Consider the following 25,902-nt stretch of genomic DNA (forward strand, 5'->3'; position numbering starts at 1 on the left):
TGGATCGGCTACACTGAATTGGACAATTCTCTTAAGGTCTAGTAGATTGAAATCAAATCGACAAGGAACGGAGAGAATGTCATGCAGAAACGTGAGCGTCGGTCATTTACAGACGAGTTCAAGCAGCAGATGGTTCAACTTTACGAGAATGGGAAACCGCGTGCAGATATTTTGAGAGAATATGATCTGAGTGCATCTGCGTTTGACCGTTGGGTCAAACAGAGTAGAACAACAGGTTCTTTCAAAGAAAAAGACAACCGAACCGAGGAAGAAAAGGAACTCAGAGCGCTGCGTAAGGAAATCCAACGGTTGAAGATGGAAAACGATATTTTAAAGCAAGCAGCGCTGATCTTCGGACGAAATTAACGGTAATCCAGCAAAACGCTCATAAGTATCCCATATCGGCCATGTGCAAGATCCTTCAGGTCAATAGGAGTACCTACTACTACGAGAGTAATGAGCAATCATCTGTCAATGATGAAGTAGAACAAGCAATTATCCGTATTTTTGAAGAGAATCAGCGCGTGTATGGAGCAAGGAAAATCAAAGCAAAACTTCAAGAAGAGGGAATGACGGTTTCCAGACGGCGCATTGGACGTCTGATGAAGAAAAACGGCCTGGTCTCGGTCTACACAGTGGCGCAGTATAAACCGCATATGTCGTCATGTAACGAATCGCCGATCCAGAACGAACTGAATCGCGAGTTTGCGAAAGAAGCACCACTGGAAGCCGTTGTGAGTGACTTGACATACGTTCGGGTCGCAAATAAATGGCACTATATTTGTTTGCTCGTGGACTTATTTAATCGGGAGATCATCGGTTACAGCTGCGGAAAATTTAAAGATGCCGCACTAGTCTATCAAGCATTTGCAAGCGTAAAAGGAGATCTACGCCAAATCCAGCTTTTTCACACAGATCGTGGCAGTGAGTTTAGAAATCTCACGATTGATGAAGTGATCAACACGTTCAAGATCAAGCGTTCATTGAGTATGAAAGGCTGTCCCTATGACAATGCAGTTGCGGAGGCAACCTTTAAGCTGATCAAAGCCGAGTTCGTGAGAAATCGCAAATTTGAATCGCTATCTCAGTTAAAGCAAGAGCTAGGAACATACGTCAAATGGTTTAACGAAGCAAGGATTCATTCCACACTAGGATATCTAAGCCCATTAGCGTACAAAGAGAAGGCACTTAAGAAATCTGTCTAGTCAGGTGTTGACAATCCAACCGCTCCCCATACTCCGGGAGGTTCCTTGATGCTGTCTCCAAGTTCTACACATCGTCCATGGACTTCGCCTGCGGCCACCGGGCTCGTCTCCTCCTTGTCCATCCACTGATGGTCCCTTTAACGAAGCGGCAGGATTCACTTTATGTTACGGTCCGCTGATTTGCTCGCTCCCTTACGGGATACTTTGTCACAGGGCTTCAACCTTAGGATCTCTCCACCAGTTGCCTGTCAGCTACGAGGCGACTTGGCTCTTACCTCGGTTGGACTTTCACCAACTAGCAATTAACGGCTTGCTGGGCGCGCTGGCCGCTAAGTTCGGGTTCCACCTTTTCCATTTCGACTGGGTCAAGATCCCAAATGCCTTCGCTTTTTCCCCCTTTTTCCTCAACCAGCTGTCCCTGGTCTCCCAACCTTCTTTTGAGGGCTGCGCTCAGCCGATCGAAGCAACAGATGACTTACGCTGCTGCAATTGGTACATCTGATAATACCTGCCCCCCAATTCCATCAGTTCCTCGTGGCGCCCACGCTCCACAATCCTTCCTCGGTCGAGGACGAGGATGCGGTCGGCGTTTTTGATCGTCGACAGCCGATGCGCGATGATGAAGGTGGTTCTCCCTTTTTTCAGCACCTCCAAGGCCTGCTGGATGACGCTCTCCGTCTGCGTATCGATGCTCGCTGTCGCCTCATCCAGGATCAGGATCGCGGGATCGAAGGCGAGGGCTCTGGCAAAGGAGATAAGCTGGCGTTGTCCTGCTGACAAAGTGCTTCCCTTTTCCAGCACGGGCTCGTCAAAGCCTTTGGGAAGAGTATGCAAAAGCTGATCCGCTCCGACGGCCTGCAAGGCTTGCTCTACTCGCTCCCGGGAGATGTCGGGATGATTCAGGCTTACATTGGTCGCAATCGTGCCGGTAAAAAGAAACGGGTCCTGCAGCACAATCGCCATATGCTGGCGCAAATGCTGTTTGGGCAGCCGGCTGATGTCCTGACCGTCTATGCGAATCGTTCCCTGCTCGATCTCGTAAAAGCGGAACAGCAGATTGATAATCGAGCTTTTGCCGGATCCCGTATGCCCCACCAGCGCCACCGTCTCGCCCGGCATGGCTTCAAACGAGATGTCCTTCAGCACGGCCTGGTCCTTTTGATAGGCAAAGGTGACGTTTTCAAAGCTGACCTTCCCCGTAAAACGCGGCACGCTCCCCGTCTCCACGTCCGTCCCCGGTTCATTCAGCAGCTCAAAGACCCGATGGGCAGCCACGCGCGCCTGCTCAAAATTGGCCAACTGATTCATGATCTGTCTGATCGGCTGAAACAAGCGGGTCAGGTAATCGACGAATGCGTACATGACCCCGAGCGTGAACAGATTGCCCCCAGTCAAGGAAGCCCAGCCCGTGTACCAAATGAAACAGACAAAGCTCAGATTGCTGAGCAGCATGACCAGATTGAACGAGACTGTCGCATTGAGCCGCAGCATTTTATTCTGATAGGCGAACAGATCATCGTTAAGCCCCGCGAACTCGCGCATGGCCTCCTTTTCTTTGCGAAACGCCTGAATGATCGGAATCCCCTGGATCGATTCGTTGATCATGCCGTTGATGTCGCTGATGAGTGTGCGGATCACAAAGTTAAAGCGGGTGGCAAATTTGCGGTACACCGCGATCCAGACGAACATCATCGGCAGGATGAGCAGGCAGACCAGCGCAAGCCGCGTGTCCAGCAGGAACAACGCCGTAAAGATCCCGATCAGGTAGATCGCGCTGGTAAAAAAAGAAGCCAGCACATTCGCAAACAGTTCGCGGATCGCTTCCGTGTCATTGGTGACGCGGGCCACCACCTTCCCCGCCGGCAAGTGGTCAAAATAGGTGACGGGCAGTCGCTGGATATGGGCGAAGACATCGATGCGCAGCTTGCGGATCACCAGGTTGGCCGCTTTTTGCAACGTGAATTTTTGCCCGTAATGCAGCACAGACGCTATCACCAGCAAGCCTCCGTAGAATGCAGCCAAGACCAGCAAGCCCTTCGTCTCCGGGCGAAAGAAGGCGAACAGCTCCGAGACGCTCAGCTTCACAGCCGGATAGACTGCCTGTTCGCTGCCTTTGACAATTGTCAGCTCCGTATCCGTGGCTGTCCGCTCGCCGTCAAAGGTGATCGGCTGATCGACAAAATAGTAGGAACGCCCCACCTGCAGGATGCGCACTTCTTTTCCTGTCTCGCCGTCCCCCTCCTGTACATGATCCTGACGCGTATACCACCGATCCTGATACGCCACCGCAAATGGCTGTTCTGCCGTCTCATACCAAGGCAGCTCAATCCCCATGATGTGGGTGTCAATCATCTTCTTCGCCAAAAAGGGTCCCGTCAGTTCCGCAGCCACCGCGACAGAAAGCATCAGCAGCGCCAACAGGATCGTCTTTTTAAACTGGAGCGCGATATGGAACAATCTCTTGCCTGTATTCATGGCTTCACCTGCCCTTCATTCAACCGTTCTTCTGCCTGCTGCCGTTCATATTGCTCTTTGTACCAGCCGCCCTGCACCATAAGCTGCTCATGTGCTCCTTCCTGCACGACTCGCCCTTCATCCAGTACCAGAATCCAGTCAGCATGCTGGACGGCAAACATCCGATGTGTGGCGATCAGCGTCGTCTTTCCTGCCCGCTCCCGCCGGATGCTTGTGAGCATCTCTGCTTCTGTCTTCCCATCTACCGCAGACATCGCATCGTCTAGGATCAGGATCTCCGGATCGATCATCAACGCGCGCGCAATCGAGACCCGTTGTTTTTGTCCTCCGGATAAGGCCACTCCCTTTTCCCCCACCAAGGTCTCCAGCCCATCAGGAAGCCTCTGCACATCCTGGTCAAAGGAGGCGAGCTGCAGGGTATGCAGCAATTCTTCCTGTGTCCCGTCCCGTCGTCCAAACAACACATTCTCGCGGACCGTTTTCGAAAAGAGAATCTGTTCCTGCGGCACATACCCGATCCAGCGTTTGACGTTGTCCAGCGCGATTTTCTCCAGCGGCTGGCCGGAGATGGTAATCCTTCCTTCTCCCAGAGGAAACTCCCGCAATAGCTGTCGGAGCAAGGTAGTCTTGCCGCTGCCCGTGCGCCCTACGATCCCCAGCGTCTGTCCGCGCTGCAAGGTGAAGGATACGTCTTTCAACTGTTCGCCGCGTGCCGCAGGATAGCGAAAGGTCACACGGTCATAACAGATCTCAGTCGGCACCTCGACAGCAATCGTTTCCTGTGCGTCCTGCACATCTGGTTGATAGCCGAGGGTTTCATTGACGCGGTCCAGCGAAGCGTTGCCTCGCTGCAAGACGTTGATCAATTCGCCAATGCCGAACATCGGCCAGATCAGCATCCCCAGGTAGACATTGAAGGAAACCAGCTCTCCCAAGGTCAGCTTTTGCTGAAAAACCAGATAACCACCGTACAGGATTCCGATCATATAGCTGATCCCGATCAAAAGCTTCACAGTCGGTTCGATCAAGGAATCAACCCTCGCTACCGCAATATTTTTCTGATAGACGTCATCCGTCATTTCCTGAAAGCGTTGTTGATCAGCTGTTTCCTGCACATAGGCGCGAATCACGCGAACACCCGAGACCGATTCCAGGACTTGATCATTCAACGCTCCGAAGGCATTCTGTGCAAGAGAGAAGCGCGCGTGGATTTTGCGGCCATAGCGGTTGATCGCGTAGGCCATGATTGGCAGCGGCAGTATAGCCATCAGAGTAAGCTCCCAACTGATGAAGACAAACATCGTCAGCAGGATCATCGCCGTATAGCTGATGGTCTCCACGATCGTCATGACCCCGAAGCCTGTGGTCATGGAGACGGCTTTCAAATCATTGGTCGCGCGTGCCATCAAATCCCCCGTGCGATTTCGTTGAAAAAAGGTGGGGGTCATACGCAGAAAATGGCTCATCAGCTTGGCACGCAGCGTACGCTCCGCCAGATAGGCTCCCCCGAACAGCCTGGATACCCAAACGTAGGTGATCGCATAGATCGCGAAGGAAAGTGCGGTAAAGAAGAGCAATATGCCGATAAGTCTATCCGTTGTCAAGGTACCCAGATACATCTCGTCGATGGACATCCCGATGATCTTGGGCGGCAGTATTTCCAGGAGGCTGCCGACCATCAGCAGGAGTATCGCCAAGGTATATCGCTGCCAATTTTCTTTAAAAAACCAACCCATTTTCAGAAAAATCGAAAACATCCACTCACTCCTCTCTCGTTCCCAACGTGAAGCGCTGTCCTCCCCGGTTTGCGAAGCGAAAAAGGCATACCGCTTGTAAGCAATATGCCTGTTCACATGTTCGATATAGAAAAGCGAAAAGGCCCGTTGAACGCAGCCCGTCGCCTGCTGTATCATGTCTCATTTTATGGAACGACAGGAATACTTTACCATCTGCTATTCTCTCTTGTCAATTGATTTCGCTAATGGTATCGCAGCTCTTGAAGCGTACAAAAAATGAGGTGCCTGAACCGCTGCTTTTCACTTCGATTTTGGCTCGATGGCGATTGGCGACACTGTAGCAGACAGCCAATCCCAGGCCTGTCCCTTTTTCTTTGGTCGTGAAAAACGGCGTCCATATCTTTTCCAGCAGCTCCTCTTCGATGCCCGGTCCTTCATCAGTCACCTCGAGGACTACCTCCTCATCCTGCTCATAGATCTTGATGGTCAAGGTCTTCCCTGGCGGCATGGCTTCTAGACCATTCAATGCGAGATTCAAAAACAACTGGCGAATTTCTTTGCCGTCCAGGTACACTTCCGGACATTTTGCCCAGTCGATCTGCACATTTTTTCCGCTTAATACAGCCTCTGCCTGAATCAATGGCAGGAGTGTTGCCAGAGCGTCCTCCAGATGCTGCCTTGTCATTTCATTTGTCTTATTCTTCGCCAAGGTCAAAAATTCGGTGATGATGACATTGGCCCGATCCAGCTCTGCCAGCATCAGATCGACGAACTGAAGCGCAGAGCTATCCCTGGAATTTTTGGCTAACTGCAAAAAGCCTCGTACCGTCGTCATCGGATTGCGGATCTCGTGAGCAATTCCCGCTGCCATCTCCCCAATCAGGTGTAAACGGTCCAGGCGAGCCATTTCTTTCTCCAGATAGACTCGTTCGGTAATATCCGTGATGACGCTTAGAATGCTTCGCTTGTCTTGGATGTAGATGATTTCCGTAGACAGCAAGCCTTCGCGCAGCTCGTTGGATTTGGTCAAGTATTGAATCTTTTCATTGCGCACCGCTTCCTCCAGATCGAGGGGGCGCTTTTGCCAGCTGTATTCCCTGGCCAGGATCAGCTTGTCCTCTGTAGAGTCCTTCACTTCCTCGTATGTATATTGCATGATGTCGATCCAGCTTTGGTTGACGTCGATATAGGAACCGTCCTCACAGGAACGGATCGCGATCATGCACGGGCTGGATTGGAAAATCTTCTGAAATTGCTCCTGCGATGCAGCCAACTCTTTCGTGCGTTCCCTCACCAGCACCTCCAATCGGTCGTATTGATGCTTACGTTCAATCTCCAATTGCTTTCTTTCGCTTATATCGCGTATCGAACACACGTAGATATCCCGCTGCTCGATCGTCGTTTTGCCAATCTGGATCTCGACCGGAAAGCTGCTTTGATCCTTGCGCACCGCTACCGTTTCCACAATTTTGTCCAGGACGTAATCATCCGAGCGAAACGGCAAGGCAAGCAGTTGATTGATCGGCTTGTTCAACACCTCATGGGGCCTGTAGCCAAACATGGACCACACCACAGGATTCAGAGAAAGTATCAGACGGTTTTCATCAAACGTGATAATGGTATCGACGGAAGTGTCTACGATCGTTCGCGACAGAGCTTCGCTTTTGATCAATTCCTGCAACGTCCGCAAATACCGGCTATTGGCTTCCTCCAGATCCAGGGTGCGGGAATGAAGCATCTCCCTTTGGATTTCGATCTGCTGCTGTTGCAGATAGAGCTGCACGAAGCCTTCCACCTTCATCACCAGCGTATCGGGATGAAAGGGCTTGAAGATATAATCTATAGCACCGGATTTGTAGCCTTCCAGGACGTGTTCGGTCGCTTTGCTGATTGCCGTCACGAAAATGATCGGAATGTTTCTTGATTTCTCGCGCTGCTTGATGAGCTTGGCTGTTTCGAATCCATTGAGGCCGGGCATCTGGACGTCCAAGAGAATCAGGGCAAATTCTTCTTTCAAGACCTGGCGCAAGGCTTCCTCACCCGACTGTACGGAGACGAGCCGATAACGCGGGGAATCCAGCACGGCCTGCAAAGAAAGCAGATTTTCCTCACGATCATCTACCAGAAGAATATTCACCTTTTTATTCCATCCCCAATTCTCCTGATGTTCAGAGTCCTTCACCCAATTCAGCCCCGTATCATTTGACTTTTCGGTAGAATGTTTCGGTTCCGTCCACTTCTTCATAGCAGCTTGCATGGGTTGTGAATACAACTCCTTCCTTGTTGCCGAGTCCAAGATAACCGTCCGTGCACAGGCTTTCATAAATCAACCCGTGCACGTGATTCTGCAGTGGTTCGTTGAAATAAATCATGACATTGCGGCAAATGATGACCTGAAATTCGTTAAAGGAGCCGTCTGTAACCAGATTGTGCTGCGCAAAAACCATATTGTCCTTTAAAAAAGGCTCGAACTGGACCACTCCATTTTTGACCGTGTAGTATTCGGAAAAGGCTCGCGTACCGCCAGCCTGCATGTAGTTTTTGGTGTACAGCTGCATTTTTTCGATCGGAAAGCTGCCCATCTTCGCTTTCTTGAGGACATGCTCATTCATATCCGTCCCGTAGAGCCTGCTCTTGTGCAGAAGTCCTTCCTCATGAAGCAGGATGGCCATTGAAAAAACCTCCTGCCCGGTAGAGCAGCCCGCGTGCCAGATGCGGATGAACGGTGCCTTACGCAGATGGGGGACGATGGACCTGCGAAACGTCAAAAAGAAATGCGGGTCCCGAAACATCTCGGTTACATTAATGGAAAAGTCGGAAAAAAGCTTTTCCATCATCTTGGGGTCATGCAAAACTTTTTCTTGCAGGCCAGAAATCGTTTGCAGCTTTTCGATTCTGATTCGATGCCAGATTCTGCGTCGAATGGAAGAGTAGGTGTAGTTGCGAAAGTCATGGCCGTATTGGTTATAGATGCCCTCAAGCAGAAGAGCGATCTCAATTCGCTCCAGATCATGCTCTTGCTGTTCCTCGCGCTCTCCTGCATCTTCGTGGTTCTCGTAAATATATCCTCACTCCTATCCGTACAGCCACACGCGCATCAGCGAGATGAGCTGCTCCATGTTTACCGGTTTGCTAATGTAATCCGAAGCCCCCGCTTCGATACATTTTTCTCTATCATGCTTCATGGCCTTCGCCGTTAAAGCAATGATCGGCAATTTATGGAATTCCGGATCACTGCGTATTTTTTCAATCGCCTCGTACCCATCCATCTCCGGCATCATGATGTCCATCAGCACAATGTCGACATCCCGATGCTCCTCCAGCATCTGCACTCCCTCTCTGCCATTCTCGGCAAAAATGACCTGCATATGCCGTTCTTCCATGGCGGCTGTCAAGGCAAAGATGTTGCGCATATCATCATCGACGATCAGCACTTTCTTCCCTTTCAATCCCTCATCCCAGTCTGTTGTTTCAGATGGCTCTGCACCTGTGGCCAAGGATACCGCCGCTTCCTGCAATGCCAGCACTTCCGGATGAGCGATTCTTTCTTGCTCCAGTGGCAGGAAGAGGGTAAAGGTACTGCCTCTCCCTTCCTCACTCTCTACTTGAATGAAGCCTCCCAAGAGGTTCGCAAGCTCTCTGCTGATCGACAGACCCAAGCCCGTCCCGCCGTACTTGCGGCTCGTCGTCCCGTCAGCCTGCTGGAATGCATCGAAGACAATCTGTTGTTTTGCGGACGGTATGCCAATCCCCGTATCTCTCACAGCAAACGCAATTCTTGCGCCAAATTCGGATGGAACCAAGGAAATGTCCAGGCTGACGCTCCCTCTGGTGGTAAACTTGCATGCATTGGAGAGCAAGTTGGTAATAATTTGCTGGACGCGCTGTTGGTCAGTCTCAATGTTCTCAGGCAAACCAGGCCCCATGGAAATCGTAAAATGCAGTCCCTTTTGTGCGGCAAGCGGTTGAATGTTCTGTTCGGTAAAGGAGACGATCTCGCTTATGGAAACCTTGGAGATGAGAATATCCATCTTGCCTGATTCGATTTTTGAGAGGTCCAGAATGTCGTTGATCAGATGGAGCAGATTATGACCCGATTTATGAATCGTCGCGGCGAACTCCACCTGGCGCGGTGTGAGATTGCGCTCCTTGTTGTCAGCGAGGATTTGTGCCAGGATCAAAAGGCTGTTCAACGGAGTCCGCAGCTCATGGGACATGTTGGCAAGAAATTCGGATTTATAGCGGGAAGCCAGCTCGATTTCGACTGCAGTTCTCTCCAGCTCTTCCTTTGCCTTCTCCAGTTCTCTCGCTTTCTGTTCGGCATTTTTATACTGTTCCTCCAGCTTTTCATTGATGCTTCGCAACTCCTCCTGTTGGAGTTGAAGTTCTTCGGATTGGCTTTGCAGCTCCTCGGTCAAGGTCTGGGATTCCTTCAGCAGATTGCGTACCTGCATATGGATGTAAATGCTGTTCATGATAGTCCCGATGTCGCGGATGATCTCCTGCAGAAAATCCTTTTGCAGCGGTGTAAAGCGCTGCAACGAAGCGAGTTCCAGCACACCCAGCACATGCCCCTCATACGAAATCGGCAAAATCATGATCGCAACCGGGCTCGTGCTGCCAAGACCGGACCCTATCCGTATGTAGTCCTCCGGCAGGTCCTCTCGTTCGATTATCTTGTTCTCCAAGGCGGCTTGACCCGCGAGCCCTTCCCCGAACTCGATGGACTTAACCTCCAAATCCAGGGTATCAAAGCCGTATGTCCCTGCCTTGACGAGCCTCTGAGCGTCTACGTGCCCGTCGCGAACAAAAAGAACCGCGTATGAAGCTTCGACGATCGGCGTAATCTTGTTTACGATGGATTGGGCCAGCTTCGTAACATCCTGAATTCCTTGGCTGTTGGAGGTGACCTCCAGGACCTGCGTCTTCAGCCAGCTGTAATCCATGATGGCCTGCTTGTACTCTTTTTCTTGCTGGGCGTGCAATTCCAAAGTCTCTGCCATCATATTGTATGCACGCGCGATATCGCCAATTTCATCTCGTGTGTCAATTTGAATACGGGGATAGTTTTCCTCGGAACGATACGTCGCCATGGTGATCACAGAGCTGATGCGCCTCAGGTTATTCGCAATGTTGCGGATCGTCCAGCCGGCTACCATGCCCCCGACGACGAGTCCGATCACGATGAAAACTCTACTGATATTGTTCATGTACACATATTGCTCATTGGATCTTGTGTAGGCCTCTGCCAGCAGGTTTTCCTGCAGGTTTTTCAATTTGTCGATGCTTTCCAGCAATTGATCGCGAATCGTACTCGCTTCCTGTACGATCATTTGCTTCGCTTCCGCTTTTTGTCCTGCCTCCGCACTTTCCATGACGCTTTGTGCCTTGCTCTCGTAGGAAGAGAAGAGATCGATCGTATCGTTCAAGTATTTTTGCGCTTCTTCCGAGGTGACCATATTTTGCAGGGAGTTCAAGGCGTGATTCGCCTTGTTGGCAGATTCGGTAAGCTTCTCCCTGTCTTTGAGAATCCTTTCATAGGATTGTTCAAGAACGATATTGGTCAACAAGCCGCTCATGCGGTTCACCTGGTTTTCCACATCAGTCGCCACTTTTACCTTGTTGTAACGATCGTCCACAATTTCCGTGACGTTTGCGATCAAGCTGGAATGGATGCTCGTCAAAATCGCCAAGAGCGTAAACAACAGCACCATCATCGTGGAGAATCCGATCAGGAGAATGGTTCTATATCGCATACTGGCTCCCTTCACATGATTTCCAATACTGGTCATCCTTCCCTTTTTCGATAAGGCGCCCCGGCTATCCTTCCAAATCGTGCAAATCGTCCACGAAAAAAAGCCTGGCATATGCCAAGCTTTTTCTCTACTCCTTGCTTCCCTTTTGCTGTTTGAGCCGAAGTATGATGCCGTCAAGCAGCAGGCCGATGCCCGCTCCGTAAAAAGGTGCTGCGAACCGAATTCCCTCTGACAAAGGCAACTCTTTCAAGTACACGACAAAGACGCCGAGTATAAAGCCGAGCATCGTGAAACGAAGACGGGTCGGGCCCATTCCGACATCCCTCCAGTCATCCTACTTGCCGAATTTGTTGGGCATTTTCATATTTTTCATCGTACGGCTCATTTGCTTTAATTGTTTTTGATTTAAATTCATTCCCATTGAACGAGCCATCGCTTGCAGTTGCTTGTCATCCATCTGCATGTTTGCCATTTGCTTTTTCAAGTAATAGGTGGCTCCGTAAAAACCTCCTGCGAGGCCAACGAGCAGTGTAACGATGGGGATTACCCAGTTGTACCATGCCATCTATGCATTACCATCCTCTTAAATAAAATAATGAACCCTTTTATTGTACCATAGTTCGATTCCCTGTACATGACGGGAACGAAAATGGTGTTCCTGCCTCACGCATGTTCTTCTTTTTTTTCATATGCTATGAATAGAGGTGATGAAATCCATGTCTCCTATCCTGATCATTGACGCCGGGCATGGCGGGATTGACCCTGGCGGAGGAAACAATGCGCAATTTACAGAAAAGGATATGAACCTGAAGATCTCCCTTTACCAATATCGGCGATTCCAGGAATTGAATATACCCGTTGCGATTACACGAACCACAGATATTACCTTGACGGCAGAAGCTCGAACGGCAAAAGTGCGCGAAAGTGGGGCACGCTACTGCATTTCCAATCACATCAATTCCGGGGGAGGTCGCGGTTCTGAAGCGATCTACTCGATCTACAGCACGCCTACCTTTTCGCGCATTATCGCAGAAGAGCTGAAAGCAGCGGGCATGCCCAATCGCCGCATCTTTACTCGCACCTTGCCCAACAATCCCAAGCTCGACTACTACTACATGCATCGCGAGACGGGAAGTGTAGAGACTGTCATCGTGGAATACGGCTTCGCGGATAACGCGCAGGATGCCAATAAACTCGCCTCCGACTGGGAGAGACTTGCGGAAGCAGTCGTTCGCGCCTTCTGCATCTACGCCAAGCAAAATTATCGACCGCCTTCTCCCCCGCCGCCAGAACCGAAGCCGACACCCGGTCCAACGAAACCTGAAAACGGAGGTGGCCAACCAGTGCCTGAATGGAAGCATGAAGCGATCAACTGGCTGTATGAGCAAGGTTTCTTGACTGATGAAATCTGGCGCCAGCAAATGGACCAGCCATTGCCTCTCTGGGCTGAAGCCCTGATCATCAAACGCTTGTACGAGAAACTGAGCCAGCAAGAAAAGTAGGCATCAGTCCTGATGCTCCCTCCGATAGCGAGTGAGGGGCGTCTCCTCTAATCCAGAGTAGTTTTTCTTGGCCGGCACACTTAAAAGTTCGTCCTCGGGAAAGCGATATGCGGTCAACATGCCGCCAAATACGCAACCCTGGTCGATGTTGAGTGTGCCGTTCAACCGTTCCGGCTTCGGACGCGGATCGTGGCCCCAGACGATCAAAGGCTGGTTCGTTTTTCGTTCCTGCGCCCAGTCCTTGCGTATCGGCCGTCCATCCGGCCCGATCCCGGCGACGTCGCCATAACGGCAAAATGTATGTACGGCAGGCGATTCCATGCCGATATAATCGTCCCGAATTCCGGCGTGGACAGCGACGGCGACCAGCTTGTCCTTTTGCCGAATCATCATGTGCGAGGGGGATGAAAACAGCATCCGACGGCTCTGCTCCTTGAGCAAAGACGTTTTTTTCGGCCCGAACTCCTGCTGGAACATCCGAAACTCCTCATCGACCTTTTCGTCTCCGTGCGCCAACGTGACGGGTCTGCCATCGAGCCAGCGCGCGATTTTCCACCCGTGATTGCTATCTACCATCTCGGCCAAGCCTGCGTTGATATGACGGATAAAAAATTGCAGCATCGCGATCGATGCCGGCCCTCGACTTGTAATATCGCCAAGCGACAAGAGCTTGCGCCCCTCGGGATGGCGGTAAGTCCCGTCTCGTCCGCGCTCATATCCCAGGAGGCCCAGAAGCTCGAGAAACTCCTCGTGACAACCATGCACATCGCCTACGAAATCCACACCATGATCTGCATTGAGGATCTTGGAACGCGTCTGTGGTTTATGTCTCACGATCCGCTCCTCCCTTCCAATACGATTACTTACTATCTTTACCACATCTGCAAAAAAAACTCACCCCTCTATTCTCGGGTGAGTCCGGCAGTGCTGTCAACCAAGGTTGTGAGTATGGACATAGATCGCGGCCTGTGTCCGGTCCTCTACATCCAGCTTCGCCAAAATATTGCTCACATGCGTTTTGACCGTTTTGATTCCAATAATCAATTCGTCGGCTATCTCTTGATTGGATTTTCCTTTTCCAATCAGCTTGAGCACTTCCAACTCGCGTGGCGTAAGCTGCTCATGCGGCTTGGCTTCCTGTCCGTGGCGAAAACGAGCCATAATCTTGCCTGCGACCCTGGATTCCAGGACAGGCTCTCCAGCGGCGGCAGAGCGAATCGCTTTGGCGATTTCCGAAGCGCGCGATGTCTTGAGCAAATAGCTGAATGCACCCGCCTCGATCACAGGATACACCTTTTCATCGTCTATAAAGCTGGTCAGCACGATCACCTTGCTCGCAGGGCATTTTTCACGAATCCGCCGCGTCGCCTCAACCCCGCCTATGCCTTCCATGACCAGATCCATCAGGACGACATCCGGCTTCAGCTCGACAGTCAGCCGCACTCCTTCTTCCCCGCTTCCCGCCTCTGCCACCACCTCAATATCATCCTCTGTCGACAGATAGGCAGCCAAGCCCATTCTCACCATCTCATGGTCATCTACCAGTAACACCCGAATCACGAATTACCCTCAACTCCTTCACGTTCCGTTTGTGAAACCAAGGGAATCCGCACTTCGATTTGGGTTCCCTTTCCTATCGCCGAATAGATCTCCATCGAACCGCCTACCTCTGCCACCCGCTCCCGCATGCTTTGCAAACCGTACGAGGTCAGCTTTTCACCATCGGGATCAAAGCCTACCCCGTCATCGACAATGCGCATCCGGACTTGTCCCTGCAGGGTAAACAGCTTGATGACGATTTGGTTTGCTTTGGCATGCCGCAGGGTATTGGACAGCGACTCCTGAAGAATTCGGAAGAGGTGGTCCTCTATGCCGCTGGGCAGACCATCGACATCCTCGATTTCCCAATGGATGCCCATGCTGTTCTTTCGGGTCAGTTCCTCCAAAAGATCCAGCATCGCCTCTTTAAGGCTTTTGTTTTGCAGTGTCGCCGGCCGCAGATGAAGCAATAAAGCCCTCATCTCGGCCTGTGCAGCAGCAGCCATTTCCTCCACAAGCTCAATTTGCTGGGCGGCCCGCTGCGGATTTTTTTCCACGATCCGCTTGAGGGCAGCGGTCGTCATCGCAATCGCAAACAACTGCTGACTGACCGCATCGTGCAGTTCTCTGGCCAAACGCTGCCGCTCTTCTGTAACAGCTGTGTGCTTCAACTGCTCGGCCAAAGCAGCGTTGTGGTTGGACAAACGTTGCAAGGAAGCAACCTGCTCCTCCCACTGGGACGCCAGCCGGTTCAATTGCCACCCTAACTCGCCGACTTCATCCGTCCCAAGCTCCGGTACGCGGTAGGACAAGATGCCCCGTCCCAGATTCATTGCCGCTTCCCAAAGCACGTTCATCCGCTTTTTCAACAGATTGCCGTAGATATAGGAACCGAACAGACCGATCACAGCACCCGCAGGCAGGGAGACCGCAAAAGCAACGAGCATCACCAGCCAATCCGGTTCCTGTGGCAATTGGAACGGCATGTAATTCTCCATAACTTCCGTCACCGTCGGATCATGGACCCAGGCAACGTACCATTGTTGGATCTGCGGGTCATTCATCCCCACAAAGTACAAGCAGAAAAAACACGCAAATGAAACTATGATAACACTCACTGTCATCATGAGACCGTGTCGGACACTTTGCCATTGCAAACTCGCTAATCGCTGTCGCCGCATTCGCCAGTACCCCCTAGATGTACTTGACTTTAATATCGCCGACGAGCAGCGAGATTCGTAGATGTACCTTGTTGGCAGCCGTGTCATAGTGATCGGAACGCAACACGATGCAGCGGCTGATGCCACCTTGTCGATGGCCAAAAACCTCCAGATCGCCGACACTCACCTCAGCAGATACGGACACCGCCAAATCGATCGGGACATAAATCGTAACGTCTCCGATCCAGCCGTCGACAGACAAGATGGCTTCCTCATGCATCAGCACCGCCCTGGACAAATCAATCACCACATCACCAATTCCATGCCAGACATGCAAGTGGTTCAGCTCAAAGCGACCCGAGGTCAAATGAAAATCACCGATCAAGGAGCTGCGTGATTCCATCGGCAGCAAGATCCCGCCGGTTTGCGCCTGCGCGTATTCCGGAGCAGGACCCGTATAACGTCTTCCCCTCCAGCGGTAGCGCTTTTCTTCCATAGGCGCACTTTCCTGCCGTGGAGAAGCCGTCTCCTCTGACGCAAAAAAATCATCGTCCAGCGGAGGGGACTCTTTTTTCTTGATGGTTCGTACACTCTTGCCGCGAATCAACCGGTAACCAAAGTAGATAAACAGCAGGGGCACACCGATTTTGAACAGGTCTTCGATCCCGATACCGAGCCACATCTCCAATGCGATTACAATGCCCAGTGAAGCCAGGATACCGCCGCTAATTTTTTTATTATCGCTCCAGAGGCGGACGCCGAAGTAGATGAGCGCCAGCGGCCACAGATCAAACAGGCCGAATTGGATGATACCAAAGCTGTCTAACAACAGCCCGATGCCCGTCAACAAAATCAGGACACCAGCCATCATTTTGTGCAAGCGGGACAATTTCACGGAAGTCTCCTCTCTTACGCCCCATGCAGGTTGTCTTCACGTTTTTGATTGCGACAGGTATAGATAAATGCAGGGGGAATATTGAACAGGGTGAAATCAGTCTCGACCCAGGAAAACCGCGCTTGGAGTTCAGCTTTAAGCTGCAAGGAATATTGAAACGTGACAAATATGCCATCCGGCGCCAAAACGGATTGAACCTGATCCAAAATAGCTGCTCGCTGCTGTGCCGGGAAGTTGGCGAAGGGCAACCCCGATACGATGACATCCACCTTGTCCAGACGCAATTCATCCAGGTAGGTGCGAAGCTGTGTCGCTTCCTCCCGAATCGTCAAGTCAGGAAAGCGGGAATGAAGCATGGAACGAAACTGCGGGTCTCGTTCCACCAATAAATAGTAGGCATCCGGTTTTTTATATTTAGAGATGGCCTGGGTAAATACTCCCGTACCGGGTCCAAGCTCAAAAATCACATCTGTCTTCGCCCAATTGATCGAACTGAGCATGTTTTGACAAAGAAAACGGGAACTGGGAATGACGCTCCCAACCTGTCCGGGCTCTGCTATAAAACGTCGTAAAAAGGCCAAAAAGTCTGCCAAGTAACTGTACCTCCTAGGGGAAAAGCAGCCTGTAGGACAGGCTGCCTTACTACCACGATCTATTCAAGTATCAAGCTCGATCAGGCTTTTTCAGCCTTCGCTGTCTCGCCTGGCTTTTCTACCTTGTCTGCCTTTTGCTCGATTGCTGCCTTCAATGCAGCCAATTCCGCATCGAGTTCATCTTTTTCCAAGGCGAGGAGCGCATCTTCCAGCCCTACGCTTGGTTGACGCCATTTTCCACTCAATTGGGCTTCCGCTTCCATGCGGATTACCTTTTCTTCCATGCGCGCAAATCCGCGCCCGGCTGTCTGAGTCCCAATACCAGTCACCGCTTGATTAACCTGCTTTTGCGTACGGGCAACCTGAGCACGCGCCATCAGCGTAAAGCGTTTTGCACGCATTTTATAGAATTCTTCCTTCAGTTCTGTCAGCTTTTCCCGCATTTGGGCAGCGGCTTCCGAAGCAGTACGGTACAGCTCTTCGTATTCCTGCGCACGAGCTTCAAACTGCTTCTTGTCCATCAGCGCGCGGCGGGCCAGCTCATCCTCTTGCTCCACGAGTGCCAGCTTGACCTGGCGATCCCTCTTCTCTACCAGAGCAGTAGCTTCTTCCCATTGCTGTCTGAATTTCTTTTCCAGCGCTACTTGACGGGCTACGGCTACCTCGACCTGGCCGATCTCCACTTCCATATCTCTCATGTATTGATTCAGCATCACAACCGGATCTTCCATCGAATCCAGGGCATCATTCACCGAAGCTACTGTCAGATCACGCAATCGTTTAAAAATACTCATTTTCATATCCTCCTCATCATATCACATCAGATTGTCCATCCAAAATAGTTCGTTCAATCCTGCTTACCTTTTTTCCCAGCGATCCAAAGAGTCTTCTTGGAGTACCTTGCGAGCCCATTGACGCTCCCATTCGGGCGGCGCTTCCTTGGGGGCATCCTGACGGCGAATCAGTCGGTACCCCAGGTAGATGATCCCGATCGCCAAGAGACTGGTAAACAGCAGATTCAATTTGCCGATCAGCATCAGGAAGCCGAACAGAAAAATCAGAATGCCCCAGAAACGAGACCCGGACGGCCCCAGGATCTTGCGTGCCCCGTAAAACATCAACACACCCGGAATCAGCACTCCAATCAAATCTCCGCTGTCGATGCCGATCAGATCGAGCAAAACCAGCCCACCAACGAGCAGCAGAACCAGCCCGAGCAGAATCTTTCCTGACCGTTCACCCATCTAGTCCTTCCCTCCTCTCTACACCCCGTGATGCAGATGTGAATCTCATGGCTTTATTCTAGCCTCCGCACCCAATCCTCCATAACGGGCGAGCGGTTGGTTTTTGCCTCCGCCCTTGGACGGATACGGCTTCCTGCCGCAATCGGACGAATCTAATGTCGAGTCCCACAAACAGCCGTGACGAATACAGGCCGACGCCGTCGATCCGATTTCGTTACACGTTTTGACAGAAAAATGTGAACAAATTGTGAACAAATAGGCGAAATAAAGGAAATCTCGGATCGAGATGGAATACGTAGGAGGTGTTCTTGTAAAAAAAGATCGAAAAAGCCGAGTTCCGCAGATCGGAAACGGGGGAACCAAGTTTTTGGGGTGAATGGCTGTCCATGTGGCAGTCTAGGGCGTCCTTTCGACCGAACCCTTCAGCTAACCTCGTAGGCTCACGAGAGGAGCAGTTCTTTTGCGTAAGGTGTTCGCTTCATTACTGATTGTAGGTATGCTTGCGATGGGAGCTGGCGCTGCACATGCAGAAGAAAAGGCAACAAAGCTTCACGATGTTGTCAGCGATCTTTATGGCGTCCCATACAAAACTGCAGGCAAGACCAAAAAAGGATTTGACTGCTCCGGTTTCACACACTACGTCTTTGAAGAACTAGGTGTAGAATTGCCAGCGAGTTCTGCCGCCCAATACAAAGTGGGCACCGCCGTGGACAAGAAGGATCTGCAGCCAGGTGATCTGGTCTTCTTCCAAACCAACGGACGCAGCATCTCGCATGTCGGCATCTACATCGGAGACGGAACCTTCGTCCACTCCGAGTCAGGCCGCGGCGTCGTCAACACCAAGTTGAACGATCCGTACTACTGGAGCAAGCGCTACGTAGGCGCCAAACGTATCCATGTACCAGCTCTGGAAGAGAAGGCAGCAGAAGAAGCGCCAGCTGCACCAGTGGAAACGGTACAGGAAGCACCTGCCGCTCCAGACAAGGAACAGGCGGTGCAAGCTGCATCACTGCCACAAAAGTAAACATTCATTTGCAACATGGAAGCCAGGGATATCGAATCTCTGGCTTTTTCTGACGAAATTTAGGACCAGGTGTCAGGACGAGACTACAGTCTTATCCTATTTGTCAGAAGATGCTTTCTTTTTCCCTCCCATGGTTCCGGGCATGGTATGATAGGTAGACAAGGATATGCATAAGTATCATTGGTTCAAAGAGGAAGATAGAAGGTACTGGGGGTAATGTTGGTGCATGACCATATTCTGATCGTCGACGACAATCTTGAAATCATAGAGTTGTTGGAAGACATTCTGGAAAATGAGGGATTTCAGGTCTCCTCTGCGGAAAATGGCGCGGAGGCCTTGATGAAACTAAAACGCGGCGAGGTTCCCAGCTTGATCCTGCTCGACATCATGATGCCCAATATGAGCGGTTACGAGCTTTGCTCCCAGATTCGCCGGGAGTGGGACCTGCCGATTTTATTCTTAAGCGCAAAGGGCAAAGCGGTAGACAAGGTAGTCGGCTTCGAGATCGGCGCAGACGATTACATTACCAAGCCTTTTGATACCGAAGAGCTGCTCGCGCGCATCCGGGCCCATCTTCGCAGATACGAACGAATCCGCAAGCACTCGGAAGAACAGCCGGATAAAGATGCGGCTTCCTCGTCCATCACCATCCTGAAATTCAAGGGCCTGGAAATTCACAAGGAGACGTACTCCGTCTATGTAAATGAGCAAAAAATCGAGCTTTCCACCAAGGAGTTCCAGCTGCTCACCTTCCTGGCTGAGAATGCAGGCATTGTCTTTACCCGCGAGCAAATCTACGATCGTGTCTGGGGGTATGGGTACGGCTCACTCAACACCGTCACTGTCCATATTAAGAACCTGCGCGAAAAATTGGAAGCAGATCGCCAGTTCATCAAAACACAGTGGGGGACGGGTTATGTCTTTATCGGGGAGAAGCTCTAGATGAGCTTGCGCAACAAACTCTTTCTTTCCTTTATCGCCCTGATGGTTCTCAACATCCTGCTGTTCAAATTTGTCTTTGAGGATATAATCGTCGAACAATTGAAGAACGACCGGCACAATCAATACCAGTACGAAAAGGATACGGCCGAAAAAGTACGGCTCATGCAATTGCTCCGCACGCTCAATTTCAAAGACCCGACCGAGCGGCTGGAGCTGGACATGAACAAGAATCTTCCCGAGGATCTGATGTATCGCATCGTTGTGCAGGATGCACGGGGGAATGTCATCTACTCCAAAACCTCACAAGCCTATGACTTGAAAATGCTCCCGAGAAATTCTGAGACGAACGGCAGTCTGAAGGTCGTAGGCGAATATCATTTCCAGCAGGAGCCTCCCAAGGAAGGCGAGACCGTCATTTACTTTTACACGGACGAATACGACATCATGGCTTCCAAAGGCGTCTCGATGATGCTCTGGTTTATTTACGGCAGCATTACGCTGGTCGGACTGGTTTTGATGGCCCTGTATGTCCGCTGGATCTTGCGTCCAGTCAACGAGCTGACCCGGGTCACGCAGGAGATTCGCGATGGCAAACGGCTTGTCTCCTTCTCTTATCGCACGCATGACGAATTCGGCCAGCTATTCCAGTATTTCGGCGACATGGTGGACGAATTGCGCGTATCCGAGGAACGTCAGTCGGAGCTGATTTCGGCCATCGCCCATGATTTTCGCACACCGCTCACCACGATCAAGGGCTACGCCTCCTATATCGGTTCCGGGCGTGTGACTGATCTCGAACGAATTCAGAAACAGATGGGCAAAATCGAGCAAAAGACATCCGATCTGGAGAAGCTTCTGGATGAATTGCAGGATTACAGCACCCAAAGCACAGAGGTGCGCTTGAATATAAGCCGTATCCACGTCAAGCAATTCATGAAGGGAATCATCGAAGATTACCTGGTTCGCATCAAGGAGGCAGGGCTTTCCTTCCAATGGAAGCTGCGCGTCTCCAACGAGCTGTACATCGAGGCCGACGAAGCCAAGCTTCGCCGGGTGATGGAAAATTTGATCAACAACGCCATCGTCTACAACAAACCAGGGGGTTCCATCCTGATTACTTGCGATCAGCGTGAAGGGCATGTCCTTTTTTCCATCATCGACAAGGGAGAAGGTATATCCCCGGAGGATCAGACGAAGATCTTCACCAAATTTTATCGGGTGGAAAAGTCGCGCAACCGGAACAACGGCGGCACCGGTCTTGGCCTGAATATCTGCCAAAGCATCGTCCGTCGCCATGGCGGGGAAATCATGGTGACGAGTGAATTGGGTGTGGGTAGCAGTTTTTCTTTCACCATTCCGTTCTATACAACTTAATTTTATTTCACTTTATGTTTATTTTACGGATTCTTTATTTTTACCTGCTATATTTAGAAAAGTAAGCATGTGCTTTCAGTGATAAATAACCCCCAGTTCGGTATCTGACACCAGCGGCTTTCCGCCTCGTGATAGATGCCTTTTTTTTATGCTTTTCGTGGTACGCCAGCTGCGGGGGAGGAAAAAGGGGAAAACGCTCGGGCGGGTTGGGATCTTTGATGGGGGGCATCCCTGGCCGACTCCATTCCAAAGGGGGAACTGCAGCCAAAAGCAGCCGACTCCTGGGAGTATTTCAGGGTTGGCTGCTGAAAGCGTGTTCCCCCTTTTCCATTGCGTCTGGGTCAAGATCCCAAATGCCCTCGCTTTTTTCCCCTTTTTCCTCGGCCAGCTTTCCTGCATAATCCATTCACAAAAAAACCCATACAGCATTTTCACTGCACGGGTTTGGCAAATCGTTATTCGTTTTGTTCCCTTTTTTCCAGACGCATCGGCAAACCGTTTTTCGGGCGGAGGGTGACGACTGGTTCCAGCTCTACTTTCTGATCGGGCTGCGCCAGACGCAGTCGGTAGCGTTGGGCAATTGTCGCCAGAAGCAAGGCCGCTTCCATCAATGCGAAGTTGTTGCCGATGCAAATACGCGGTCCTCCCCCGAAGGGAAAGTAGGCGTAGGCGGGAATCCGCTTCAGCAAATCCCCCGCAAAGCGCTCGGGACGAAATTCATCCGGATCTTCGAAGTACTTTTCCTGGCGGTGCATGACATACTGGCTCATCATCAGCGTATCTCCCGGCTCATACGTATGGCCGCCGATCTCGACTGGTTCCACCACCTCGCGATTGATCGTCCAAGCAGCCGGGGAGAGACGAAGCGTCTCGGAGATGATCAGGTTGACATAGGTCAGATTGGGGATATCCTCGACTGTTGGCAGCCTTCCTCCGAGGACGGACTTCAACTCGTCATGCAGCTTTTGTTCCGCCTCTGGATGGGTCGCCAGCAAATAAAAGATCCAGGACATCGTATTGGCAGTCGTCTCGTGACCCGCCACAAAAATGGTCATGACCTCGTCGCGAACCTGCTCATCCGTCATGCCCTGCCCATCGTCCTCGTCTCGCGCAGACAAAAGCATCGCCAACAGATCGGTATGGCTGCCCGTGCTTTTGCGCCGCTCCTCGATCAAGCCATAAATGGTCTTGTCCAGCACTTCGCTCGATTCGACGAATTCCCGATTGCTGCGTGTCGGCACAGACAGCGGGATGTCGATGAAGGAAGTGGCTTTTGTCGACACGTATTTCAATCCGACGTCGATGGCATGACCGATCTTGTCTGCGCCCTCCTTGACGGTTTTGCCGAACATTGTCTCTGTGATGATCGCCAGCGTCACCTTCATCATGTCCTGATGAATGTCCCGCACCTCGCCATCCTTCCAGTCCTCCATCAGCTCGACACCCTGACGGACCATAGCATCCGCGTACCCTGCGATCCGGTCGCGGTGAAAGGCCGGCTGCATCAACCTGCGCTGGCGGATGTGTTTTTTGCCTTCACTCGTCAGAATGCCGTCACCGACAACGGCCCGTGCCACCTGCAAGCCCTTTCCCTTGCGAAAATGCGCTTGCTTGGTAACGAGCACTTCCTTGATCATATCGGGATTGTTCAGCATGTAGACATGGCGTTTGGGTCCAAATCGGAAATGAACGACATCTCCGTATTCTTTTGCCGCATCGCGGATAAATTTCAGTGTATCCCGGCGAAAGGCGAGTACATTGCCGGAAATGGGAAGTCCCTTGGGACCGGCAGTAATTTGCTCCATCTTGTCCTCCTTTAAGCCCATCTTTGGGTGGTTTCCCCATAGTATCCGGCAGAAGAAGCCATTTATACGGAAAAAGCCGCCCGGAAAGGACGACTTTGGTAAAACGGTATTGCATGCTTTTCAGGAAGTGACACTCGGTGTATCGCTGTGGCGCAAGAGCCTGCTCGCCAATAGCCGCTCCCGCACTTTGATCCCGATGATGGAAGCGAGCACCGCTTTGATCACGCCGACGACCAAAAACGGCGTCACACCCCAGGCAATCGCATCTGTCCATGGAACATCCAGTACGTACTTCAGTTGAACGGTCCCGAAGGCCAGTGTGATAATCATTCCGACAATATTGGCGATAATGGCATTGGTCAGGGTAAAGCGTGTCTTTTCCAAAATGAGTCCGGTCACATATGCGGTCAAAATAAATCCGGTGATGTATCCGCCTGTTTTGCCGATGAGAATATGCAAGCCCCCATTTGCCTCGGCAAAGACAGGCATGCCGACCGCTCCGAGCAATATGTAAATCAGGATCGACAAGGTACCGTAACGGCTGCCCAGGATTGTCGCTGTCAAGCCGACTGCAAGCGTCTGCCCTGTAATCGGGACCAGCGGAAGCGGGATGGTAAGCTGCGACAAGACGGCCGTCACCCCGGCAAAAATCGCAGATAAAAGCAGCCAGCGAAGTCGTTCATTTCTCATGCATTCTTCCTCCAATTATTTGTTAACCAAATTATAAAACGAGTTAACAAAATGATAATACGCATCAGAGGAAATGTAAATGCCTTCTGTCCATTTATTTTTGCAAGTCCCGAATCGCCTGCAGGGAAGCAAGTGATTGCACCGTATGATCGATCAGATCGCGCAAATCGTCGATGTTCCCCTCGTCGATTTTACGATGGAAGTCGAGCGTGATCTGATTGAGATAGCTTTGCGGCGGCCACTCTATGCGTTTTTCCTCCAGACGGACCGATACGGTCTGGGTGATATAAGGCCGCTGCCCCCAGATATCATTCAAAAGCACCGCAATCCTCTGGACCTCGTCCGTCACCTCTTGGATGACTGTAAAAAAATGGATGCAAATCGTGCAGCCAATGTGATCGGTCAGCGGCTGCTCCAGCTGCTCGGCAGCAATGTCAGCAAGCCCGGTTCGAAGCTGCATCCGCGCCTTGACTGCCCTCTCCCGATTCGTAGCCGCAGCCAGTTCAAAATCGATCTGGAACAGGCGCTGAAAGGTTGCCATATCCATGACATCCGATCGATCGGTGATCGTTATCGCTCCTTCAAAATCGCGGTCGTACACTCCGCCCTCCAGCACGACCCGGATATTGTCAAAAACCAGCGGGTGAAACATCATCTCTTCTCCCTTCACATCCCTTGCTTGCTCTAGTTTAGGATGCCCGCTTTTTTAGCGATTTGCAAGCTGTCGCCAGTTCGCCATGGCATATTCGTCCCCGGCAGTGGTACCATGAAGATTGAGGTGAACACCATGTTTTTGATTGCCATACTCGTCCTCGTCGCGATTGCCGGCGAAATCCTTCATCGGCTCAATCCCTGGAAAAAACCGGAGCCAGCCTATGAAGACCTGGTTTCCCAGATCAAGCAGGCAGCCTGGTACCAGGAGCTCGCTGCAGACGAAGCGTGCCGACAAGTGCTGGAGAACGATCCGCACGTCGCCGCTTACTACTCCGGGACCTACGAGGCCCAACGCCTGCTGACGCAAGAAGGCTTTCAGCTTGGGCTTATTGACTACGTGAAAGAGCAGGCAGGAAAAAAATGAAATACCGCTGCTAATGCTCGGATTCCAGCTTTGTTGGAAGCTGCTCGACCTGCTCTGCCTTTGCTCCAGCTCGGCGCAACAAGGCTTCTACCCGCGCATTTCCTTGGGCGATGGCCAGATCAAGCGGCGATTCTTTGCCCTCCTGTCTGGCATTTAGCTGTGCGCCATGTACAAGCAACAGCTCGATCAAAGCTTCATTGTCATCATGGAAAGCGGCCGTATGCAAGCAGGTGTGGCCATTGCTGTCGAAGATGTCGGTCTTTGCCCCATGCTCTAGCAAAAGCCGGATGACATCAAGATTGCGCTCCCCTGCTATCGCCGCATGCAGGGCGGTGTTGGAGGGGATGAAGGAGATTTGGGAATGCGACAGCGCGTTTACGTCTGCCCCCTGTTCTAGCAAAAGCTTGACGAGGTCAGGATGTCCAAAATGGGCCGCGTACCCCAGTAGGGTCAGCCCGTTTTCATTTTCTGCATTCACGAGCGCTGGATGCTCCTGCAACAAGGAAGCAAGCTGCTCTTCATCTCCGGACTCCGCCGCTTGAAATAGGGCCTGAATCATCCGCGGATCGTTCATCGTTTCGAACCTCCCTGTTTTTCTCCCCCTTACTTCTGGCGTCCTCCATCCTTTTCCTGCACGGAACAAAAGCAAAAAAAAACATACTCGCCGGAATTCTCCTCTGCGGTATGCCTGTTATGGATCGACTATTCTCATTCGAAACGACTCAGTTCTTTTTATAGTAGTGCTTGTATGCGTCGGTAGAAGCTTGATCCTGGCATGTGTAGCACTCGGTGGCATAGGATTCGGCTTGCTCCGAAATCACTTGGCCGCAGGACGCACAGCATTTTGCTTCCAGGTTGCGAAAAAAGGTAGTGATCGGTGTCAT

The 25,902-nt window shown here is 51.4% G+C and carries 25 protein-coding genes and 1 riboswitch; of the genes, 6 read left to right on the plus strand and 19 right to left on the minus strand.

Annotated features, from left to right (window positions below; genetic code table 11):
* Positions 1-81 precede the first annotated feature (81 nt).
* A protein-coding gene (locus T458_RS37720; protein WP_144083812.1) for an IS3 family transposase occupies positions 82-1,205 on the plus strand; the annotation gives its coding sequence in 2 pieces (ribosomal slippage) (positions 82-331 and positions 331-1,205; 1,125 coding nt in all).
* Between the two features lie 450 nt (positions 1,206-1,655).
* Here the strand turns inward: T458_RS37720 and T458_RS37725 are convergent.
* The 7 genes from T458_RS37725 to T458_RS37755 all read right to left on the minus strand — a co-directional run bounded on the left by T458_RS37725 (position 1,656) and on the right by T458_RS37755 (position 11,737).
* Positions 1,656-3,680 carry an ABC transporter ATP-binding protein gene (locus T458_RS37725; RefSeq protein ID WP_023556215.1) on the minus strand — a complete coding sequence of 675 codons (2,025 nt, stop codon included), beginning with the start codon at positions 3,678-3,680 and terminating at the stop codon, positions 1,656-1,658.
* Entirely contained in the window at positions 3,677-5,437 is a 1,761-nt protein-coding gene (locus tag T458_RS37730; RefSeq protein ID WP_023556216.1) for an ABC transporter ATP-binding protein, read from the minus strand. The genes T458_RS37725 and T458_RS37730 overlap by 4 nt, the downstream gene beginning before the upstream one ends.
* A gap of 208 nt (positions 5,438-5,645) precedes the next feature.
* Entirely contained in the window at positions 5,646-7,598 is a 1,953-nt protein-coding gene (locus T458_RS37735; RefSeq protein ID WP_354702679.1) for a response regulator, read from the minus strand.
* A 16-nt stretch (positions 7,599-7,614) separates the two neighbouring features.
* Positions 7,615-8,424 carry a CheR family methyltransferase gene (locus tag T458_RS37740; protein ID WP_031305595.1) on the minus strand — a complete coding sequence of 270 codons (810 nt, stop codon included), beginning with the start codon at positions 8,422-8,424 and terminating at the stop codon, positions 7,615-7,617.
* A gap of 66 nt (positions 8,425-8,490) precedes the next feature.
* Positions 8,491-11,172: a response regulator gene (locus T458_RS37745; RefSeq protein WP_031305596.1), complete on the minus strand. Its 2,682-nt coding sequence runs from the start codon at positions 11,170-11,172 to the stop codon at positions 8,491-8,493.
* 127 nt (positions 11,173-11,299) lie between these two features.
* Positions 11,300-11,485: a hypothetical protein gene (locus tag T458_RS37750; protein ID WP_023556220.1), complete on the minus strand. Its 186-nt coding sequence runs from the start codon at positions 11,483-11,485 to the stop codon at positions 11,300-11,302.
* 21 nt (positions 11,486-11,506) lie between these two features.
* Positions 11,507-11,737 (minus strand): YneF family protein, encoded by a 231-nt coding sequence (locus T458_RS37755; protein ID WP_023556221.1) that lies wholly within the window; start codon positions 11,735-11,737, stop codon positions 11,507-11,509.
* Positions 11,738-11,888: 151 nt separating this feature from the next.
* On the opposite strand from T458_RS37755, the gene T458_RS37760 reads away from it, so the two are divergent.
* On the plus strand, positions 11,889-12,674 hold the full coding sequence (locus T458_RS37760; RefSeq protein ID WP_023556222.1) for an N-acetylmuramoyl-L-alanine amidase family protein: 786 nt from the start codon (positions 11,889-11,891) through the stop codon (positions 12,672-12,674).
* A gap of 3 nt (positions 12,675-12,677) precedes the next feature.
* Here the strand turns inward: T458_RS37760 and T458_RS37765 are convergent, their stop codons facing one another.
* The 7 genes from T458_RS37765 to T458_RS37795 all read right to left on the minus strand — a co-directional run bounded on the left by T458_RS37765 (position 12,678) and on the right by T458_RS37795 (position 18,105).
* Positions 12,678-13,508, minus strand: a complete 831-nt coding sequence (locus T458_RS37765) for a bis(5'-nucleosyl)-tetraphosphatase PrpE (protein ID WP_023556223.1) — start codon at positions 13,506-13,508, stop codon at positions 12,678-12,680.
* Positions 13,509-13,604: 96 nt separating this feature from the next.
* Entirely contained in the window at positions 13,605-14,234 is a 630-nt protein-coding gene (locus T458_RS37770) for a response regulator (RefSeq protein ID WP_023556224.1), read from the minus strand.
* The gene (locus tag T458_RS37775) at positions 14,231-15,394 is read right to left on the minus strand and encodes a sensor histidine kinase (protein ID WP_023556225.1); all 1,164 of its coding nucleotides are present in this window, start codon (positions 15,392-15,394) and stop codon (positions 14,231-14,233) included. Before T458_RS37775 ends, T458_RS37770 begins: the two co-directional genes overlap by 4 nt.
* A 13-nt stretch (positions 15,395-15,407) precedes the next feature.
* Positions 15,408-16,268, minus strand: coding sequence for a cell wall-active antibiotics response protein LiaF (gene liaF / locus T458_RS37780; protein ID WP_023556226.1), 861 nt, complete (start codon positions 16,266-16,268; stop codon positions 15,408-15,410).
* Positions 16,269-16,282: 14 nt separating this feature from the next.
* Positions 16,283-16,861 carry a class I SAM-dependent methyltransferase gene (locus tag T458_RS37785; protein WP_023556227.1) on the minus strand — a complete coding sequence of 193 codons (579 nt, stop codon included), beginning with the start codon at positions 16,859-16,861 and terminating at the stop codon, positions 16,283-16,285.
* Between the two features lie 80 nt (positions 16,862-16,941).
* Positions 16,942-17,655 carry a PspA/IM30 family protein gene (locus tag T458_RS37790; RefSeq protein ID WP_023556228.1) on the minus strand — a complete coding sequence of 238 codons (714 nt, stop codon included), beginning with the start codon at positions 17,653-17,655 and terminating at the stop codon, positions 16,942-16,944.
* A gap of 63 nt (positions 17,656-17,718) precedes the next feature.
* Complete coding sequence (locus tag T458_RS37795) at positions 17,719-18,105, minus strand: LiaF transmembrane domain-containing protein (protein WP_023556229.1); 387 nt, start codon at positions 18,103-18,105, stop codon at positions 17,719-17,721.
* Between the two features lie 318 nt (positions 18,106-18,423).
* Positions 18,424-18,561, plus strand: a riboswitch (cyclic di-AMP (ydaO/yuaA leader).
* 4 nt (positions 18,562-18,565) lie between these two features.
* Here T458_RS37795 and T458_RS37800 point away from each other — a divergent pair.
* From T458_RS37800 to T458_RS37810, 3 genes are all read left to right on the plus strand, one after another.
* A complete protein-coding gene (locus tag T458_RS37800) occupies positions 18,566-19,129 on the plus strand; it encodes a C40 family peptidase (protein ID WP_023556231.1) in 564 nt (187 codons plus the stop codon).
* A 222-nt stretch (positions 19,130-19,351) separates the two neighbouring features.
* Positions 19,352-20,071, plus strand: a complete 720-nt coding sequence (locus T458_RS37805) for a response regulator transcription factor (protein WP_031305597.1) — start codon at positions 19,352-19,354, stop codon at positions 20,069-20,071.
* Positions 20,072-21,445: a sensor histidine kinase gene (locus tag T458_RS37810; protein ID WP_023556233.1), complete on the plus strand. Its 1,374-nt coding sequence runs from the start codon at positions 20,072-20,074 to the stop codon at positions 21,443-21,445.
* A 455-nt stretch (positions 21,446-21,900) separates the two neighbouring features.
* On the opposite strand, the gene T458_RS37815 is transcribed toward T458_RS37810, so the two are convergent.
* From T458_RS37815 to T458_RS37825, 3 genes are all read right to left on the minus strand, one after another.
* Positions 21,901-23,250 (minus strand): cytochrome P450, encoded by a 1,350-nt coding sequence (locus tag T458_RS37815; RefSeq protein WP_023556235.1) that lies wholly within the window; start codon positions 23,248-23,250, stop codon positions 21,901-21,903.
* A gap of 120 nt (positions 23,251-23,370) precedes the next feature.
* Entirely contained in the window at positions 23,371-23,940 is a 570-nt protein-coding gene (locus T458_RS37820; protein ID WP_023556236.1) for a biotin transporter BioY, read from the minus strand.
* 94 nt (positions 23,941-24,034) lie between these two features.
* Positions 24,035-24,592 carry a hypothetical protein gene (locus tag T458_RS37825; RefSeq protein ID WP_023556237.1) on the minus strand — a complete coding sequence of 186 codons (558 nt, stop codon included), beginning with the start codon at positions 24,590-24,592 and terminating at the stop codon, positions 24,035-24,037.
* Between the two features lie 114 nt (positions 24,593-24,706).
* Between T458_RS37825 and T458_RS37830 the strand changes: the two genes are divergently transcribed.
* Positions 24,707-25,018 (plus strand): hypothetical protein, encoded by a 312-nt coding sequence (locus T458_RS37830; RefSeq protein WP_252989797.1) that lies wholly within the window; start codon positions 24,707-24,709, stop codon positions 25,016-25,018.
* 10 nt (positions 25,019-25,028) lie between these two features.
* Here the strand turns inward: T458_RS37830 and T458_RS37835 are convergent, their stop codons facing one another.
* Both T458_RS37835 and yhfH read right to left on the minus strand, forming a co-directional pair.
* Complete coding sequence (locus T458_RS37835; protein WP_023556239.1) at positions 25,029-25,592, minus strand: ankyrin repeat domain-containing protein; 564 nt, start codon at positions 25,590-25,592, stop codon at positions 25,029-25,031.
* A 148-nt stretch (positions 25,593-25,740) separates the two neighbouring features.
* Entirely contained in the window at positions 25,741-25,902 is a 162-nt protein-coding gene (yhfH, locus tag T458_RS56420) for a protein YhfH (RefSeq protein ID WP_023556240.1), read from the minus strand.

Source organism: Brevibacillus panacihumi W25 (genome assembly GCF_000503775.1).
In the GTDB taxonomy this organism is placed as follows: Bacteria; Bacillota; Bacilli; order Brevibacillales; family Brevibacillaceae; genus Brevibacillus; species Brevibacillus panacihumi_A.